The sequence below is a fragment of the Pseudomonas sp. LBUM1646 genome, from assembly GCF_059716165.1.
Map to the genome: position 1 here is coordinate 1,063,914 of NZ_CP166810.1, position 16,501 is coordinate 1,080,414.

General features: G+C 59.7%; 19 protein-coding genes. 12 read left to right on the forward strand and 7 right to left on the reverse strand.

Annotated features, from left to right (window positions below; all coding sequences use genetic code 11):
• Nucleotides 1-17: 17 nt before the first annotated feature.
• The 6 genes from ACA071_RS04570 to ACA071_RS04595 all read right to left on the reverse strand — a co-directional run bounded on the left by ACA071_RS04570 (nt 18) and on the right by ACA071_RS04595 (nt 5,040).
• Nucleotides 18-1,511 carry an RNA polymerase factor sigma-54 gene (locus ACA071_RS04570; RefSeq protein ID WP_497643321.1) on the reverse strand — a complete coding sequence of 498 codons (1,494 nt, stop codon included), beginning with the start codon at nt 1,509-1,511 and terminating at the stop codon, nt 18-20.
• Between the two features lie 184 nt (nt 1,512-1,695).
• Nucleotides 1,696-2,421, reverse strand: coding sequence for an LPS export ABC transporter ATP-binding protein (gene lptB / locus ACA071_RS04575; RefSeq protein ID WP_497643322.1), 726 nt, complete (start codon nt 2,419-2,421; stop codon nt 1,696-1,698).
• On the reverse strand, nt 2,421-2,969 hold the full coding sequence (lptA, locus tag ACA071_RS04580; protein WP_497643323.1) for a lipopolysaccharide transport periplasmic protein LptA: 549 nt from the start codon (nt 2,967-2,969) through the stop codon (nt 2,421-2,423). The genes lptB and lptA overlap by 1 nt, the downstream gene beginning before the upstream one ends.
• A complete protein-coding gene (gene lptC / locus ACA071_RS04585; RefSeq protein ID WP_497645270.1) occupies nt 2,956-3,528 on the reverse strand; it encodes an LPS export ABC transporter periplasmic protein LptC in 573 nt (190 codons plus the stop codon). The genes lptA and lptC overlap by 14 nt, the downstream gene beginning before the upstream one ends.
• 13 nt (nt 3,529-3,541) lie before the next feature.
• Nucleotides 3,542-4,066: a KdsC family phosphatase gene (locus ACA071_RS04590; RefSeq protein ID WP_497643324.1), complete on the reverse strand. Its 525-nt coding sequence runs from the start codon at nt 4,064-4,066 to the stop codon at nt 3,542-3,544.
• Nucleotides 4,066-5,040, reverse strand: coding sequence for a KpsF/GutQ family sugar-phosphate isomerase (locus ACA071_RS04595; RefSeq protein ID WP_497643325.1), 975 nt, complete (start codon nt 5,038-5,040; stop codon nt 4,066-4,068). The genes ACA071_RS04590 and ACA071_RS04595 overlap by 1 nt, the downstream gene beginning before the upstream one ends.
• Nucleotides 5,041-5,315: 275 nt before the next feature.
• On the opposite strand from ACA071_RS04595, the gene ACA071_RS04600 reads away from it, so the two are divergent.
• The 10 genes from ACA071_RS04600 to hisC all read left to right on the forward strand — a co-directional run bounded on the left by ACA071_RS04600 (nt 5,316) and on the right by hisC (nt 13,269).
• Complete coding sequence (locus ACA071_RS04600; RefSeq protein WP_497643326.1) at nt 5,316-6,125, forward strand: ATP-binding cassette domain-containing protein; 810 nt, start codon at nt 5,316-5,318, stop codon at nt 6,123-6,125.
• Nucleotides 6,125-6,922 (forward strand): lipid asymmetry maintenance ABC transporter permease subunit MlaE, encoded by a 798-nt coding sequence (gene mlaE / locus ACA071_RS04605; RefSeq protein ID WP_475270969.1) that lies wholly within the window; start codon nt 6,125-6,127, stop codon nt 6,920-6,922. Before ACA071_RS04600 ends, mlaE begins: the two co-directional genes overlap by 1 nt.
• On the forward strand, nt 6,922-7,389 hold the full coding sequence (gene mlaD, locus ACA071_RS04610) for an outer membrane lipid asymmetry maintenance protein MlaD (RefSeq protein ID WP_133838549.1): 468 nt from the start codon (nt 6,922-6,924) through the stop codon (nt 7,387-7,389). The genes mlaE and mlaD overlap by 1 nt, the downstream gene beginning before the upstream one ends.
• 11 nt (nt 7,390-7,400) lie before the next feature.
• Nucleotides 7,401-8,054 (forward strand): MlaC/ttg2D family ABC transporter substrate-binding protein, encoded by a 654-nt coding sequence (locus tag ACA071_RS04615; protein ID WP_497643327.1) that lies wholly within the window; start codon nt 7,401-7,403, stop codon nt 8,052-8,054.
• Entirely contained in the window at nt 8,051-8,356 is a 306-nt protein-coding gene (locus ACA071_RS04620) for an STAS domain-containing protein (RefSeq protein WP_497643328.1), read from the forward strand. Before ACA071_RS04615 ends, ACA071_RS04620 begins: the two co-directional genes overlap by 4 nt.
• 115 nt (nt 8,357-8,471) lie before the next feature.
• Complete coding sequence (locus ACA071_RS04625) at nt 8,472-8,711, forward strand: BolA family protein (protein WP_007912386.1); 240 nt, start codon at nt 8,472-8,474, stop codon at nt 8,709-8,711.
• 22 nt (nt 8,712-8,733) lie between these two features.
• Nucleotides 8,734-9,999: a UDP-N-acetylglucosamine 1-carboxyvinyltransferase gene (gene murA / locus ACA071_RS04630; protein WP_133838552.1), complete on the forward strand. Its 1,266-nt coding sequence runs from the start codon at nt 8,734-8,736 to the stop codon at nt 9,997-9,999.
• Nucleotides 10,000-10,127: 128 nt separating this feature from the next.
• Nucleotides 10,128-10,763, forward strand: coding sequence for an ATP phosphoribosyltransferase (gene hisG / locus ACA071_RS04635; RefSeq protein WP_092273233.1), 636 nt, complete (start codon nt 10,128-10,130; stop codon nt 10,761-10,763).
• Nucleotides 10,764-10,888: 125 nt separating this feature from the next.
• A complete protein-coding gene (gene hisD / locus ACA071_RS04640; protein ID WP_497643329.1) occupies nt 10,889-12,214 on the forward strand; it encodes a histidinol dehydrogenase in 1,326 nt (441 codons plus the stop codon).
• Nucleotides 12,215-12,216: 2 nt separating this feature from the next.
• Nucleotides 12,217-13,269 (forward strand): histidinol-phosphate transaminase, encoded by a 1,053-nt coding sequence (hisC, locus tag ACA071_RS04645; RefSeq protein ID WP_497643330.1) that lies wholly within the window; start codon nt 12,217-12,219, stop codon nt 13,267-13,269.
• Nucleotides 13,270-13,401: 132 nt separating this feature from the next.
• On the opposite strand, the gene algW is transcribed toward hisC, so the two are convergent.
• Nucleotides 13,402-14,556, reverse strand: a complete 1,155-nt coding sequence (gene algW, locus ACA071_RS04650; RefSeq protein WP_169371587.1) for a Do family serine endopeptidase AlgW — start codon at nt 14,554-14,556, stop codon at nt 13,402-13,404.
• 102 nt (nt 14,557-14,658) lie between these two features.
• Between algW and ACA071_RS04655 the strand changes: the two genes are divergently transcribed.
• Nucleotides 14,659-15,417, forward strand: coding sequence for a Nif3-like dinuclear metal center hexameric protein (locus ACA071_RS04655; protein WP_497643331.1), 759 nt, complete (start codon nt 14,659-14,661; stop codon nt 15,415-15,417).
• A 159-nt stretch (nt 15,418-15,576) separates the two neighbouring features.
• Nucleotides 15,577-16,494 (forward strand): sulfate adenylyltransferase subunit CysD, encoded by a 918-nt coding sequence (cysD, locus tag ACA071_RS04660; protein ID WP_010463281.1) that lies wholly within the window; start codon nt 15,577-15,579, stop codon nt 16,492-16,494.
• The last annotated feature ends 7 nt before the right edge of the window (nt 16,495-16,501 follow it).

Below are 16,501 nucleotides of genomic sequence, written 5' to 3' on the forward strand. Positions count from 1 at the left end.
GAACGCTGTGCTGTGGCTTACATCAACCGCTTGCGTTCGCTCGAAGGCGCGATCCCCAGGGACTCGCGGTACTTGGCGACGGTGCGGCGAGCCACCTGAATGCCTTGTGCCTCCAGTAAACCAGCGATCTTGCTGTCACTCAACGGCTTTTTCTGATTTTCCGCGGCAACCAGTTTTTTGATGATCGCGCGGATCGCCGTGGACGAGCATTCGCCGCCTTCAGAGGTGCTGACGTGGCTGGAGAAAAAGTATTTCAGCTCATAAATGCCCCGTGGGGTATGCATGAACTTTTGGGTGGTTACCCGTGAAATCGTCGATTCGTGCATGCCAACCGCTTCGGCGATGTCATGCAGGACCAGCGGTTTCATGGCTTCGTCGCCATATTCCAGGAAGCCGCGCTGGTGCTCGACGATCTGGGTGGCCACTTTCATCAGGGTTTCGTTGCGGCTCTGCAGGCTCTTGATGAACCAGCGGGCTTCCTGCAACTGATTGCGCATGAAGGTGTTGTCGGCGCTGGTGTCGGCGCGGCGCACGAAACCGGCGTACTGGGCGTTGACCCGCAGGCGTGGCACCGACTCCTGGTTCAACTCCACCAGCCAGCGCTCGTTGTCCTTGCGCACGATCACATCGGGAACGACGTACTCGGCTTCGCTGGACTCGATCTGCGAACCTGGACGAGGGTTCAGGCTCTGGACCAGCTCGATCACCTGGCGCAGTTCATCTTCCTTGAGCTTCATGCGGCGCATCAGCTGGCTGTAGTCGCGGCTGCCGAGCAGGTCGATGTAATCGGTGACCAGGCGCTTGGCCTCGGCCAGCCAAGGGGTTTTGGCGGACAGTTGGCGCAATTGCAGCAACAGGCATTCGCCCAGGTTTCGAGCGCCGATGCCGGCCGGTTCGAATTGCTGGATGCGGTGCAGGACGGCTTCGATTTCGTCCAGTTCGATGTCCAGTTCCGGATCGAAGGCTTCGAGGATTTCCTCGAGGGTTTCGTCCAGGTAGCCCTGATTGTTGATGCAATCGATCAGGGTCACGGCGATCAGGCGATCGGTGTCGGACATCGGCGCCAGGTTCAGTTGCCAGAGCAGGTGGCTTTGCAGGCTTTCGCCGACCGATGTGCGAGTGGTGAAATCCCATTCGTCGTCATCGTTGCTTGGCAGGCTGCTGGCGCTGGTCTGGTAGACGTCTTCCCAGGCGGTGTCGACGGGCAGCTCGTTGGGAATGCGCTCGTTCCAGTCACCTTCCTCGAGGTTGTCCACCGTCGGGGCGGTTTCCTGGTAGGAGGGTTCTGAAACGTCGGCGTTGGGTTGCTGTTCGGCTTTGTCGGCCAAGGGGTCGGCATTATCGAAGTCGTCGCCTTCTTCCTGGCGTTCGAGCATCGGATTGGACTCCAGGGCCTCCTGGATTTCCTGTTGCAGGTCCAGGGTCGACAATTGGAGCAGGCGGATGGCCTGTTGCAGCTGAGGTGTCATCGTCAGCTGCTGGCCCATTCTCAAGACTAGCGATGGTTTCATGGCAGGGGCTTAACACCTTATTCGCCGGCGCGCATGCGCCATCCACTACAGGGCGCCGGAGCGCCAAACTTAAGCAAATTATATGCCCGAAACCGCAGCGTTTGCCTAGAGCGCTGTAACAATAAAAAAGTATTGATTTTTTATCGATTCGAGCGCTCGGACAACCAGCCAGACACCTTGATGCTTAAAGGCGGAACTCATGGCCCAGATACACTTCCTTGACCAGTTCGTTGGCCAGGATGGTGGCGGAGTCGCCTTCGGCGATCAGCTGGCCATCGTTGACGATGTAGGCGGTTTCGCAGATATCCAGGGTTTCACGGACGTTGTGGTCAGTGATCAGCACGCCAATGCCCTTGGCCTTGAGGTGATGGATGATCTGTTTGATATCGCCTACCGAAATCGGGTCTACACCGGCGAACGGTTCGTCGAGCAGGATGAATTTCGGGTTGGTGGCCAGTGCCCGGGCGATTTCCACGCGGCGGCGTTCACCACCGGACAGGCTCATGCCGAGGTTGTCACGGATGTGGCTGATGTGGAATTCCTGCAGCAGGCTTTCCAGCTCCTTGCGACGATCCGCCTTGTCGAGTTCCTTGCGGGTCTCGAGGATAGCCATGATGTTGTCGGCCACCGACAGTTTGCGGAAGATCGATGCTTCTTGCGGAAGATAGCCGATACCAGCCTTTGCACGGCCGTGCATTGGCTGGTGGCTGACATCCAGGTCGTCGATCAGGACGCGGCCCTGATCGGCCTGTACCAGGCCGACGATCATGTAGAAGCAGGTGGTCTTGCCGGCGCCGTTCGGGCCCAGCAGGCCAACAATCTGGCCGCTGTCGATCGACAGGCTGACGTCACGCACGACCTGGCGGCTCTTATAGCTCTTGGCCAGATGCTGAGCTTTCAGAGTTGCCATTACTGAGCCTTTTTCGCGTCGTTTTTCGGCTTCGGCTGGATCACCATGTCGATGCGCGGACGCGCCTCGGTGACCTTGCTGCCCGTGGCACGGCCGGCGCTCGCCAGTTTCTTGACCGTGTCGTAGACGATTTTCTCGCCCTGGGTGGTGTTGTTGTCCTTGTCGACAACCTTGGCCTTATCGATCAGCACGACGCGGTTTTGCGCGGCGTGGTACTGGATGGTCACGCCCCAGCCCTGAACAGGCTTGGTGTCGCCAGCGGTCTGCAGCTGCTCGAAGTAGGCGAGGTTGCCCACCGAGGTCACTACGTCGATGTCGCCGGTCGGGGTGCGGGTGATGGTCACGGTGTTGCCGGTGACCTTCATCGAGCCCTGAGTAATGATCACGTCACCTTTATAGGTGGCAACGCCATTCTTGTCGTCCAGTTGGGCATCGTCGGCCTGAATGCGGATAGGCTGCTCTTGATCGTTCGGCAGAGCCCAGGCGCTCACGCTTCCCAGTGCTGCGCCCAGACTGAGCAAAATAGGGAGGGTTTTAACGAGCCTCATACTGTCCTCTTACGTTCGATAGCAGGTGTATCCTGCTTTCTTTCAAATACGCTTTCATTCCGTTGCCAGTCGACACACCGCCAGCGCCGTCGATTCTAACGGGTTGATCGGTCTGCGCATATTGCTGCTGCGGGAACACTGTCATACGGGTGCTGGTAACAATCAATTCGCGGTTCTGTTCATCGGTGCGTGCGATACGTACCGAGTCGATCAGTTCTACTTGGGTGCCATCCGCATTCACTTCACCGCGCAAGCTCGTGACATGCCACGGGAACTCGGTGCCGCGGTACATGTTCAGGTCGGGGTTGGTCAGCAACGACACGTCGGTCGCCTTGAGGTGCTCGACCTTGTCGGACGTCAAATCGTACTGCAAGCCGCCGTCGGGCAGGTACTGCACGCTGTGGGCGTTGAGGGCGTAATAGTCGATCGCGCTTTCATCGACCTTGACGACTGGCTTGTCGAGGAAGCGTTCCGGGCTGATGTTCCAGTAGCCGACCGCCGCGAATATCGCAGCGATGCAACCGAACAGCAGGAATCTGCGAAACTTTTTGCTCAGAATAAACATAAATGGCTCACAAGTACGCGGCGTTGGCCGCATCTAGACGGCCCTGGGCGCGCAGGATCAGTTCGCAGAATTCGCGGGCGGCACCTTCGCCGCCACGGGCCTGGGTGACACCGTGGGCGTGTTCGCGCACGAAGCTGGCGGCATTGGCCACCGCCATGCCCAGGCCGACGCGGCGAATCACCGGCAGGTCTGGCAGGTCGTCACCGAGGTAGGCGACCTGTTCATAGCTTAGGTTGAGTTGGGCTAGAAGCTCGTCGAGCACCACCAGTTTGTCTTCGCGACCCTGATACAGGTGTGGAATGCCGAGGTTTTTCGCTCGACGTTCGACCACTGGGGTCTTGCGGCCGCTGATGATAGCGGTCTGCACGCCGGCTGCCATCAACATCTTGATGCCTTGGCCGTCGAGGGTGCTGAAAGTCTTGAATTCGCTGCCGTCTTCCAGGAAGTACAAGCGTCCGTCGGTGAGGACACCGTCGACGTCAAAGACGGCCAGTTTGATGTTCTTGCCGCGTTGCAACAGGTCGTTGCTCATCACATTACTCCTGCACGCAGCAGGTCGGACAGGTTGAAGGCGCCAACCGGGCGGTCTTCCTTGTCGACGACTACCAGTGCGTTGATTCGATGGTCTTCCATGATTTTCAGGGCCTCGGCTGCCAGCATATCGGCACGGGCGGTCTTGCCATGAATAGTCATGACCTCATCAATGGTCGTGTGGTGGATGTCGATGGTGCGGTCCAGCGTGCGGCGCAAGTCGCCGTCAGTGAAAATCCCGGCCAGTTTGCCGTCGGGCTCCACGATCGCCGTCATGCCCAGGCCCTTGCGGGTCATTTCCATCAAGGCGTCCTTGAGCAGCGTGCCGCGTTGCACCAAGGGGAGTTCTGCGCCGGCGTGCATGACGGTTTCCACTTTCAGCAGCAGACGGCGGCCAAGCGCACCGCCTGGGTGGGAAAAGGCGAAGTCTTCAGCCGTAAAGCCGCGCGCTTCCAGCAGCGCAACAGCCAGGGCGTCGCCCATGACCAATGCTGCAGTGGTGGAGGAGGTCGGCGCCAGGTTCAGCGGGCAGGCTTCATGCTCCACATGAACGTTCAGGTTGATCTCGGCCGCCTTGGCCAGCGCCGAGTCAGGGTTGCCGGTCATGCTGATCAACTGGATACCCTGACGCTTGATCAGCGGCAACAGGGTGACGATTTCATTGGTGGAGCCGGAGTTCGACAGCGCCAGGATGATGTCGTCGCGGGTGATCATGCCCATGTCGCCGTGACTGGCTTCGGCCGGGTGCACGAAGAACGCCGTGGTGCCGGTGCTGGCCAGGGTGGCGGCAATTTTGTTGCCGATGTGCCCGGATTTGCCCATGCCGAGCACGACCACGCGGCCTTTGCTGGCCAGAATCATCTCGCAAGCGCGTACGAAATCCGCGTCGATATGGGGCAGCAAGCCTTGTACGGCTTCCACTTCGAGACGGATGGTGCGTTGTGCCGATTGAATCAGGTCGCTGGATTGGCTCATGTCAGAATCGTATAGCCCGATGAAAAGGCGGCGATTATAGCGGTAATGATCGAAACCCTCACGCTAGTTCGTCGTGCTTTGTAAATAGCTGTTACCGAATCCCTCCAAATCAGTGTATTTGCCTGTCGTGTTGCTGAACATGCCCCGGCTTGGGCCTTGGGCGCTGAGCTGTTGCAGTGATATAGTTCGCCGCCAGTTCGGCCTGCCCGGGGAGGTATGTGCTTTCGACAGAAAGCCAGGCGTCCGAGTGAGAGGCTGCATCGCAAGGAGTTTAGATGAGTGCCGATAACGCCTACGCGGTCGAGCTGAAGGGACTGACCTTCAAGCGCGGTACGCGCAGCATTTTCAATAACGTCGATATCCGTATCCCACGCGGCAAGGTCACCGGCATCATGGGGCCTTCCGGGTGTGGCAAGACCACCCTGTTACGGCTGATGGGCGCACAGTTGCGACCTTCCGGCGGTGAAGTCTGGGTCAATGGTCAGAACCTGCCCACGTTATCTCGCAGCGACCTGTTCGATGCGCGCAAGCACATGGGCGTGCTGTTCCAGAGCGGTGCATTGTTTACCGATCTCGATGTATTCGAGAACGTTGCCTTTCCGCTGCGCGTTCATACCGAGCTGCCGGAAGAAATGATCCGTGACATCGTCCTGCTCAAATTGCAGGCCGTGGGCTTGCGTGGCGCCATCGAGCTGATGCCTGACGAATTGTCCGGCGGCATGAAGCGTCGCGTCGCGCTGGCGCGAGCCATCGCCCTTGATCCGCAGATCCTCATGTATGACGAGCCCTTTGTCGGGCAGGACCCGATCGCCATGGGCGTGCTGGTGCGCCTGATCCGCCTGCTCAATGATGCGCTGGGCATCACCAGCATCGTGGTTTCCCACGATCTGGCCGAGACCGCGAGCATTGCCGATTACATTTATGTAGTGGGCGAAGGGCAAGTGTTGGGGCAGGGCACGCCTGAAGAACTGATGAACTCGGAAGAACCGCGTATCCGTCAATTCATGACAGGCGAACCCGACGGTCCGGTCGCCTATCACTTTCCAGCGACGGATTACCGCGCAGATCTTCTGGGGAAGCGCTGATGCGCAAGATTTCACTAATAGAAAGAGTGCGCCGGTTCGGCCACGCGGCCATCGATGCCGTGGGGGTGTTCGGGCGGGCGGCGATTTTCCTGTTTCATGCGTTGCTGGGCCGTGGCGGTATTGGCGGCGGTTTCGGCTTGCTGATCAAACAACTGCATTCGATCGGCGTGATGTCCCTGGTGATCATCGTGGTCTCCGGGGTGTTCATCGGCATGGTATTGGCGCTGCAAGGCTTCAATATCCTGTCCAGCTACGGTTCGGAACAGGCCGTCGGGCAGATGGTTGCCCTGACGTTGCTGCGTGAGCTGGGGCCGGTGGTGACGGCATTGCTGTTCGCCGGGCGCGCCGGTTCGGCCCTGACGGCCGAAATCGGCAACATGAAGTCCACCGAGCAGTTGTCCAGTCTGGAAATGATTGGTGTCGACCCGCTCAAGTACATCGTTGCCCCGCGTCTGTGGGCCGGTTTCATTTCCCTGCCGGTGCTGGCGATGATTTTCAGCGTCGTCGGGATCTGGGGTGGTTCGTGGGTCGCAGTCGACTGGCTGGGGGTCTATGACGGCTCCTACTGGGCGAACATGCAAAACAGCGTGACGTTCAATGGCGACGTGCTCAACGGCATCATCAAAAGCATTGTTTTCGGGTTTGTCGTGACCTGGATTGCCGTATTCCAAGGCTATGACTGCGAGCCCACTTCCGAGGGGATCAGTCGTGCCACAACCAAGACCGTGGTGTATGCCTCTTTGGCAGTGCTCGGCCTGGACTTTATTCTGACCGCCTTGATGTTTGGAGATTTCTGATGCAAAACCGCACCCTGGAAATCGGTGTCGGCCTTTTCCTGCTGGCTGGCATCCTGGCTTTGCTGCTGCTTGCGTTGCGGGTCAGTGGCCTGTCCCCGAGCGCAACCACCGAGTCGTATAAACTTTATGCTTACTTCGACAATATCGCCGGTTTGACTGTCAGAGCTAAAGTGACCATGGCCGGTGTGACCATCGGCAAGGTCACAGCGATCGATCTGGACCGCGACAGTTTCACCGGTCGGGTGACCATGCAGCTGGAAAAGCGTGTAGATAATCTGCCGACTGACTCCACTGCATCTATCCTCACGGCTGGCCTGTTGGGCGAGAAATACATCGGTATCAGCGTGGGCGGGGAACAAGCCTTGCTCAAGGATGGTGGAACCATCCATGACACCCAGTCGTCGCTGGTGCTCGAGGACCTGATCGGTAAATTCCTGCTCAATACCGTTAGCAAAGACGCCAAATGAGGAGCTTTTGAATGATCTCTACCTTGCGACGTGGCCTGTTGGTATTACTCGCGGCCCTGCCGTTGATGGCTAACGCCGTGGCGGCACAGTCGGCGCACGATCTGGTTCAGGACACCACGACCCGGATGCTCGCCGATCTGTCGACCAATAAAGAGAAGTACAAGACAGATCCACAAGATTTCTACACGGCGCTGAACACCATCGTCGGACCTGTGGTGGATGCCGAAGGTATTTCCAAAAGCATCATGACGGTCAAATACTCGCGCAAAGCCACGCCAGCGCAGATGCAGACCTTTCAGGAAAACTTCAAGAAAGGCCTGTTCCAGTTCTATGGCAACGCCTTGCTCGAATACAACAACCAGGGCATCACCGTTGACCCTGCCAAGGATGAGTCGGGCGACCGTACCAGCGTTGGCATGACGGTCAAGGGTACCAACGGCGCGGTTTATCCGGTGCAGTACACCCTGGAGAAGATCAACGGCGAGTGGAAACTGCGCAACGTAATCATCAACGGCATCAACATCGGCAAGCTGTTCCGCGATCAGTTCGCTGACGCGATGCAGCGCAATGGCAACAACCTGGACGCAACCATCAACAATTGGGCCGGGGAAGTCGCCAAGGCCAAGGCCTCCACCGAAGGCGCCGACAAGAAGTCTGCGCAATGAGTGAGTCGGCCGTTCGCATGGACGAAACCGGCGAGTTGCTGCTCAGTGGCGTGCTGGATTACCGCACCGGCCCTGGCTTGCGCAAGCAGGGCCAGGCGCTGATCAAGGCCAGCAAGGCGGCCGCCGTGGTGGTTGATTGCTCGGCGGTGGTGAAGTCCAGCAGTGTCGGCTTGTCGTTGTTGTTGTGTTTCATGCGCGATGCAGAGGCGGCCGGTAAGGCCGTCAGCATCCGTGCAATGCCCGAAGACATGCGCGAAATTGCTCAGGTCAGTGAATTGACCGAGCTGTTAGCGCACCCCTAACCGGCATCTATAAAGAAGCCCCCCGTCAGAGTCCTGTGAATGCGGGGTTCGCAGGCGCGGGGCTTTTTTGTATGATGTCCGACCCGCGCGCACAGGGCGCCGATTGAGGTTGAGCATGCAGGCCGTAGAAGTTAAGAGCTTTCTTGAAGGAAAGCTGCCCGGAACGCTGGTAGAAGTTGAGGGCGAAGGCTGCAACTTTCAGCTGAACGTGATTAGCGATGAACTGGCGGCGTTGAGCCCGGTGAAGCGTCAGCAGCAGATCTATGCCCATTTGAACCCATGGATCACCGATGGCAGCATCCATGCGGTCACTATGAAATTTTTCAGCAGCGCGGCCTGGGCCGAGCGCACCTGAGCCCAAGGGCGTCGAGATTCTTATGGATAAATTGATTATTACTGGTGGCGTTCGTCTTGATGGCGAAATCCGCATCTCCGGGGCAAAGAACTCTGCCCTGCCGATCCTGGCTGCCACCTTGCTGTGCGATGGCCCGGTCACCGTGGCCAACCTGCCGCACCTGCACGACATCACCACCATGATCGAGCTGTTCGGTCGCATGGGTATCGAGCCGGTCATCGACGAGAAACTCAGCGTCGAAATCGACCCGCGCACCATCAAGACCCTGATCGCGCCGTACGAACTGGTGAAAACCATGCGTGCCTCGATCCTGGTGCTCGGCCCGATGGTTGCCCGTTTCGGTGAAGCCGAAGTCGCACTGCCTGGCGGTTGCGCCATCGGTTCGCGTCCGGTTGACCTGCACATCCGTGGCCTCGAAGCCATGGGCGCAGTCATCGACGTCGAAGGCGGCTACATCAAGGCCAAGGCGCCTGAAGGTGGCCTGCGCGGTGCGCACTTCTTCTTCGACACCGTCAGCGTGACCGGTACCGAAAACATCATGATGGCCGCCGCTTTGGCCAAGGGTCGCAGCGTACTGGCTAACGCCGCACGCGAGCCCGAAGTCATCGACCTGGCGAACTTCCTGATCGCCATGGGCGCGAAGATCACCGGCGCCGGCACCGACACCATCACCATTGATGGCGTTGAGCGTCTGCACCCGGCCACCTACAAAGTGATGCCGGACCGTATCGAAACCGGTACCTACCTGGTGGCGGCGGCTGTGACCGGCGGCCGTGTGAAGGTCAAGGACACCGATCCGACCATCCTCGAAGCCGTTCTGGAAAAACTCCGTGAGTCGGGTGCTGAAATCACCTGCGGCGAAGACTGGATCGAGCTGAACATGCACGGCAAGCGGCCAAAAGCCGTCAACGTGCGGACCGCTCCGTACCCGGCGTTCCCGACCGACATGCAGGCGCAGTTCATCTCCCTCAACGCCATTGCCGAAGGCACCGGTGCCGTGATCGAGACGATCTTCGAAAACCGCTTCATGCACGTGTACGAGTTGCACCGCATGGGCGCCAAGATCCAGGTCGAAGGCAACACGGCCATCGTCACCGGCACCGAGAAGCTCAAAGGCGCGCCAGTCATGGCCACCGACCTGCGTGCTTCGGCCAGCCTGGTCATCTCGGCGCTGATCGCCGAAGGCGACACCCTGATCGATCGCATTTACCACATCGACCGTGGTTACGAGTGCATCGAAGAGAAACTGCAGATGCTCGGCGCCAAGATCCGCCGCGTACCAGGCTAGTTTCTGCTGCATGGGCGCAGGGACGCGCCCGTTGAATTCGTTTCAAGTCGAGCCGGTTTCCGGCTCGATGTGTGTCCGGCGCCGATTGCGACCGGGCATGAGTACCTTGATAAGGACTGACGTTTCCCATGTTGACCATCGCACTGTCCAAGGGCCGCATCCTTGACGACACCCTGCCGCTTCTGGCTGAAGCGGGCATCGTGCCGACCGAGAATCCGGACAAGAGCCGCAAGCTGATCATCCCCACGACCCAGCCTGATGTACGTCTGCTGATCGTGCGCGCCACCGATGTGCCGACCTACGTCGAGCATGGTGCCGCTGACCTGGGCGTCGCCGGTAAAGATGTGCTGATGGAATACGGCGGCCAGGGCCTCTACGAGCCCCTGGACCTGCGGATTGCCCTGTGCAAACTGATGACTGCCGGCAAAGTTGGCGCCATCGAGCCCAAGGGCCGTCTGCGCGTCGCCACCAAGTTCGTCAACGTTGCCAAGCGTTACTACGCCGAGCAGGGCCGTCAGGTCGACATCATCAAGCTGTACGGCTCGATGGAGCTGGCGCCGCTGATCGGTCTGGCCGACAAGATCATCGACGTGGTCGACACCGGCAATACGCTGCGGGCCAATGGTCTGGAACCACAGGATTTCATCGCTGACATCAGCTCCCGGCTGATCGTCAACAAAGCGTCGATGAAAATGCAGCACGCCCGTATCCAGGCGTTGATCGACACCCTGCGCAAGGCAGTGGAGTCTCGACACCGCGGCTGATTCACCTGCGCGACCTTGAGTCGCGCCCGTCTATCCGCCTCATAGCCAGAATCTCAGGTGCCCAAGCGGAAACGACTGCTAAGTTAGGGCGCCTGAGTTTTTGCCATTCCTATGAGGCTCTCGCTATGACCGCACCGACTGCAATTCGCCGACTCAACGCTGCTGACCCGGATTTCGCGCATCATCTGGATCATCTGCTGAGCTGGGAAAGTGTGTCTGACGACTCGGTCAATCAGCGGGTGCTGGACATCATCAAAGCCGTACGCGAGCGTGGCGATGCGGCGCTGGTGGAATTCACCCAGAAGTTCGACGGCCTGAAAGTCGCGTCCATGGCGGACCTGATCCTGCCGCGCGAGCGCCTGGAACTGGCCCTGACCCGCATCACCGCGCCGCAGCGCGAAGCCCTGGAAAAAGCCGCGACCCGAGTACGCAGCTACCACGAAAAACAGAAACAGGATTCCTGGAGCTACACCGAAGCCGATGGCACGGTGCTGGGCCAGAAGGTCACGCCGCTGGATCGCGCAGGCCTGTACGTGCCGGGCGGCAAGGCGTCGTACCCGTCGTCGGTGCTGATGAACGCGATTCCGGCCAAGGTTGCCGGCGTGACCGAAGTGGTCATGGTCGTGCCGACACCGCGCGGCGAAATCAATGAACTGGTATTGGCCGCGGCCTGCATCGCTGGCGTGGACCGTGTGTTCACCATCGGCGGCGCGCAAGCGGTAGCGGCGCTGGCTTACGGCACCGAAAGCGTGCCGAAGGTCGATAAGGTCGTCGGTCCGGGCAACATCTATGTCGCCACGGCCAAGCGGCACGTGTTTGGCCAGGTCGGCATCGACATGATCGCCGGTCCGTCCGAGATCCTCGTGGTCTGCGATGGTCAGACCGATCCGGACTGGATCGCCATGGACCTGTTCTCCCAGGCCGAGCACGACGAAGACGCCCAGGCGATTCTGGTCAGCCCGGACGCCGAGTTCCTCGACAAGGTCGCCGCCAGCATCGCCAAACTGCTGCCGACCATGGAGCGCGCCGAGATCATTGAAACCTCGATCAATGGCCGTGGTGCGCTGATCAAGGTTCGCGACATGGAACAAGCCATCGAAGTGGCCAACCGCATCGCGCCGGAGCACCTGGAGTTGTCGGTCGCCGATCCGCAAGCCTGGCTGCCTCTGATTCGCCACGCCGGTGCGATCTTCATGGGCCGCCACACCTCCGAAGCCCTGGGCGATTACTGCGCCGGGCCGAACCACGTGTTGCCGACGTCTGGCACCGCGCGGTTCTCTTCGCCGCTGGGCGTGTACGACTTCCAGAAACGCTCGTCGATCATCTTCTGCTCTGAGCAGGGTGCTTCCGAACTGGGCAAGACCGCTTCCGTGCTGGCCCGTGGCGAGTCGCTGACCGCCCACGCCCGCAGCGCTGAGTACCGCATCGTTGACGACAAGAAGGGGAACTGAAAATGAGTAAATTCTGGAGCCCGTTCGTCAAGGATCTGGTGCCTTACGTGCCGGGCGAGCAGCCGAAACTGGCAAAACTGGTGAAGCTCAACACCAACGAAAACCCCTACGGTCCGTCGCCCAAAGCCCTGGCCGCGATGCAGACCGAACTGAACGATAACCTGCGTCTGTACCCGGACCCGAACAGCGATCTGCTGAAGAACGCCGTGGCCAAGTACTACGGCGTGCAGAGCAATCAGGTGTTCCTCGGCAACGGTTCCGACGAAGTCCTGGCGCACATCTTTCACGGCTTGCTGCAACATGACAATCCGGTGCTGTTCCCGGACATCAGCTACAGCTTCTACCCGGTTTACTGCGGGTTGTACGGCATCAAGTTCGACGCGGTGCCGCTGGACGAACAGTTCCAGATCAACCCGGCGGACTACGCCAAGCCCAACGGCGGAATCATTTTCCCGAACCCGAATGCGCCGACCGGTTGCCTGCTGGCGCTGGACGCCGTGGAGCAAATTCTCAAGGCCAGCCCGGATTCGGTGGTGGTGGTCGATGAAGCGTATATCGACTTCGGCGGCGAAACCGCGATCAGCCTGGTGGACCGTTACCCGAACCTGCTGGTGACTCAGACCCTGTCCAAGTCCCGTTCCCTGGCGGGCTTGCGAGTCGGTCTGGCGGTGGGGCACCCGGACCTGATCGAGGCGCTGGAGCGGATCAAGAACAGCTTCAACTCCTACCCGCTGGATCGCCTGGCGAATGTCGGGGCAGCGGCGGCGTTTGAGGATCGCGAGTACTTCGACAAGACGTGCCGGTTGGTCATCGACAATCGCGAGAAAATCGTCGGGCAGTTGCAAGCGAAGGGCTTTGAAGTACTGCCGTCGGCAGCCAACTTCATCTTCGCTCGGCATCCGCAGCACGATGCGGCTGGTTTGGCGGCGAAGTTGCGTGAGCAGGGTGTGATCGTTCGGCACTTCAAGCAGGAACGGATTGCCCAGTTCCTGCGGATCAGCATTGGCACGCCGGAGCAGAATCAGGCGTTGATCGACGGCCTTGGCGACCTCTAATCCGCCCGCTTTCTATGATCGTTCCCACGCTCCGCGTGGGAATGCCGCCATGGACGCTCTGCGTCCGTTGTGACGCGGAGCGTCACGGGATGCATTCCCACGCGGAGCGTGGGAACGATCAGTAGGGGCTGTTTATTCCTCTTCCTTGACCGGCGCCGGTGGCGGACGCAGGCCAATTTCTGCGCTCAGCTTCAATTCCTTGCCGTTACGCATCACCTGAATCGAAACCTTGTCGGTCGGTTTGATCCGCGCGACCTGGTTCATCGAGCGGCGGCCATCGCCAGCCGGTTCGCCGTCGATGCTGAGGATCACATCACCGAGTTGCAGGCCGGCCTTCTGTGCCGGGCCGTCGCGGAAAATCCCCGCCACCACAATCCCTGGACGCCCGGACAGGCCAAACGATTCCGCCAGTTCCTGGGTCAACGGCTGCACTTCAATCCCGAGCCAGCCACGAATCACCTGGCCGTGTTCGATGATCGACTTCATCACTTCCATGGCCAGTTTGACCGGAATCGCGAAACCGATGCCTTGGGATCCACCGGATTTGGAGAAAATCGCGGTGTTGATGCCGGTCAGGTTGCCGTTGGCATCCACCAGCGCACCGCCGGAGTTGCCGGGGTTGATCGCAGCGTCGGTCTGGATGAAGTCTTCGTAGTTGTTCAGGCCCAACTGGTTGCGCCCGGTGGCGCTGATGATGCCCATGGTCACGGTCTGGCCGACGCCGAACGGGTTGCCGATGGCCAGCGCGACATCGCCGATGCGGATGTTGTCGGAACGTCCGATCGTGATCGCCGGCAGGGTTTTCAGGTCGATCTTCAATACCGCAAGGTCGGTTTCCGGATCGCTGCCAATCACCCGGGCCAATGTTTCACGACCATCCTTGAGCGCCACGACAATCTGGTCGGCACCGGTGGTCACGTGGTTATTGGTCAGGATGTAGCCTTCCGGGCTCATGATCACGCCGGAACCCAGGCTTGATTCCATGCGCTTCTGCTTGGGCGAGTTGTCGCCGAAGAAGCGGCGGAACTGCGGATCTTCGAACAGCGGATGATTGGGTTTGTTGATGACTTTGGTGGTGTACAGGTTGACCACCGCCGGCGCGGCAATGACCACGGCATCGGCATAGGAAACCGGCCCCTGTTGCACGCTGGTGGTTTGCGGGGCTTGCTGAAGATTGACGTCGAGGCTCGGAAGCCCGACCCACTGCGGGTAACGCTGGATTATCAACAGAGCGATAAGCACGCCGGCCAACAGCGGCCAGCCGGAAAAACGCAGCGCCTTAAGCATTAAGCAAATCCTGGAAAGGTTGCAGGTGGTATGAGACCGCCCATAATGTCGCGCATTATACGAGGCGAGCGCGCCTCTGAACGGGATATTTAGGAGTCTTTTATGGCCGTCGCCCTGAGCACCCTGGTCGAAGAAGCCGACCGTTACCTTAACAGTTCAAAGATCGCCGACTACTGCCCAAATGGCTTGCAGGTCGAAGGCCGTCCACAAGTGATGCGCATCGTCAGCGGCGTGACCGCCAGCCAGGCGCTGCTGGACGCTGCGGTCGAGGCCAAGGCCGATCTGGTGTTGGTGCATCACGGCTATTTCTGGAAGGGCGAGAACCCGTGTATCACCGGCATGAAGCAGCGCCGGTTGAAAACCCTGCTCAAGCACGACATCAGTCTGCTGTCGTATCACTTGCCCCTGGACCTGCATCCAGACGTCGGCAACAACGTGCAGCTTGCCCGTCAGTTGGACATCACCGTCGAAGGCCCGCTAGACCCCGACAACCTGAAAGTCGTCGGCCTGGTCGGCTCGCTGAGCGAACCGCTGAGCCCGCGCGACTTTGCCCGACGGGTGCAGGAAGTCATGGGGCGCGAGCCGTTGCTGATTGAAGGCAGCGAGATGATTCGGCGGGTCGGTTGGTGCACCGGGGGTGGTCAGGGCTATATCGATCAGGCGGTGCTGGCGGGGGTTGATCTGTACCTGAGCGGCGAAGCGTCGGAGCAGACTTTCCACAGTGCCCGGGAAAACAACATCAGCTTCATCGCCGCCGGGCATCACGCCACCGAGCGATATGGCGTTCAGGCACTAGGGGATTACCTGGCGCGACGGTTTGCCCTGGAACACATCTTCATCGATTGCCCAAACCCGATCTGAGATCGCGATCCCCCCAGGGGGCCGTAGGCCAAACGCAGGGGTATATTCATATACCCTTTCGATCTAGTTGGCGTCCTGATTAGAAGGGGGCGCTGTGCTAGGATTCCCCGCTCGAACACGGCCCGCTGGCCGTCCATAAGATCGTTTTCGTGAGTAGCCATGGTCGACAAACTGACGCATCTGAAACAGCTGGAGGCCGAAAGCATCCACATCATCCGCGAGGTCGCCGCCGAGTTCGATAACCCGGTGATGCTGTACTCCGTCGGTAAAGACTCCGCCGTGATGCTGCACCTTGCGCGCAAGGCATTCTTCCCGGGCAAGCTGCCGTTCCCGGTGATGCACGTCGACACCCGGTGGAAGTTCAAGGAAATGTACGCGTTCCGCGACCGCATGGTCGAAGAACTGGGCCTGGACCTGCTGGTCCACGTCAACCCCGATGGCGTCGCACAGGGTATCAACCCGCTGACCCACGGCAGTGCCAAGCACACCGACATCATGAAAACCGAAGGCCTGAAACAGGCCCTCGACAAGTACGGTTTCGACGCCGCTTTCGGTGGTGCCCGTCGTGACGAAGAGAAGTCCCGTGCCAAAGAGCGCGTGTATTCCTTCCGCGACACCAAGCACCGCTGGGACCCTAAAAACCAGCGTCCCGAGTTATGGAACGTCTACAACGGCAACGTCAACAAGGGCGAATCCATTCGTGTGTTCCCGTTGTCGAACTGGACCGAACTGGACATCTGGCAGTACATCTACCTCGAAGGCATCCCGATCGTGCCGCTGTATTTCGCCGCCGAGCGCGACGTTATCGAGATGAACGGCACCTGGATCATGATCGACGACGAACGCCTGCTCAATCACCTGAGCGACGAAGACAAGGCGCGCATCGTCAAGAAAAAGGTCCGTTTCCGTACGCTCGGCGACTACCCGCTGACCGGTGCGGTCGAGTCCGAGGCGACCAGCCTGACCGACATCATTCAGGAAATGCTCCTGACGCGAACTTCCGAACGCCAGGGCCGGGTCATCGATCACGATGGCGCAGGCTCGATGGAAGAAAAGAAACGTCAGGGTTATTTCTAAGGGGTTG

Coding starts and splice junctions, on each gene's coding strand:
- mlaE (WP_475270969.1), top strand. CDS start 6,125: ATGCGCAAGATTTCACTAATAGAAAGAGTGCGCCGGTTCGGCCACGCG.
- ACA071_RS04595 (WP_497643325.1), bottom strand. CDS start 5,040: ATGAGCCAATCCAGCGACCTGATTCAATCGGCACAACGCACCATCCGT.
- ACA071_RS04615 (WP_497643327.1), top strand. CDS start 7,401: ATGATCTCTACCTTGCGACGTGGCCTGTTGGTATTACTCGCGGCCCTG.
- murA (WP_133838552.1), top strand. CDS start 8,734: ATGGATAAATTGATTATTACTGGTGGCGTTCGTCTTGATGGCGAAATC.
- cysD (WP_010463281.1), top strand. CDS start 15,577: ATGGTCGACAAACTGACGCATCTGAAACAGCTGGAGGCCGAAAGCATC.
- ACA071_RS04625 (WP_007912386.1), top strand. CDS start 8,472: ATGCAGGCCGTAGAAGTTAAGAGCTTTCTTGAAGGAAAGCTGCCCGGA.
- hisC (WP_497643330.1), top strand. CDS start 12,217: ATGAGTAAATTCTGGAGCCCGTTCGTCAAGGATCTGGTGCCTTACGTG.
- hisG (WP_092273233.1), top strand. CDS start 10,128: ATGTTGACCATCGCACTGTCCAAGGGCCGCATCCTTGACGACACCCTG.
- hisD (WP_497643329.1), top strand. CDS start 10,889: ATGACCGCACCGACTGCAATTCGCCGACTCAACGCTGCTGACCCGGAT.
- ACA071_RS04590 (WP_497643324.1), bottom strand. CDS start 4,066: ATGAGCAACGACCTGTTGCAACGCGGCAAGAACATCAAACTGGCCGTC.
- ACA071_RS04570 (WP_497643321.1), bottom strand. CDS start 1,511: ATGAAACCATCGCTAGTCTTGAGAATGGGCCAGCAGCTGACGATGACA.
- ACA071_RS04620 (WP_497643328.1), top strand. CDS start 8,051: ATGAGTGAGTCGGCCGTTCGCATGGACGAAACCGGCGAGTTGCTGCTC.
- lptA (WP_497643323.1), bottom strand. CDS start 2,969: ATGAGGCTCGTTAAAACCCTCCCTATTTTGCTCAGTCTGGGCGCAGCA.
- mlaD (WP_133838549.1), top strand. CDS start 6,922: ATGCAAAACCGCACCCTGGAAATCGGTGTCGGCCTTTTCCTGCTGGCT.
- algW (WP_169371587.1), bottom strand. CDS start 14,556: ATGCTTAAGGCGCTGCGTTTTTCCGGCTGGCCGCTGTTGGCCGGCGTG.
- ACA071_RS04655 (WP_497643331.1), top strand. CDS start 14,659: ATGGCCGTCGCCCTGAGCACCCTGGTCGAAGAAGCCGACCGTTACCTT.
- lptB (WP_497643322.1), bottom strand. CDS start 2,421: ATGGCAACTCTGAAAGCTCAGCATCTGGCCAAGAGCTATAAGAGCCGC.
- ACA071_RS04600 (WP_497643326.1), top strand. CDS start 5,316: ATGAGTGCCGATAACGCCTACGCGGTCGAGCTGAAGGGACTGACCTTC.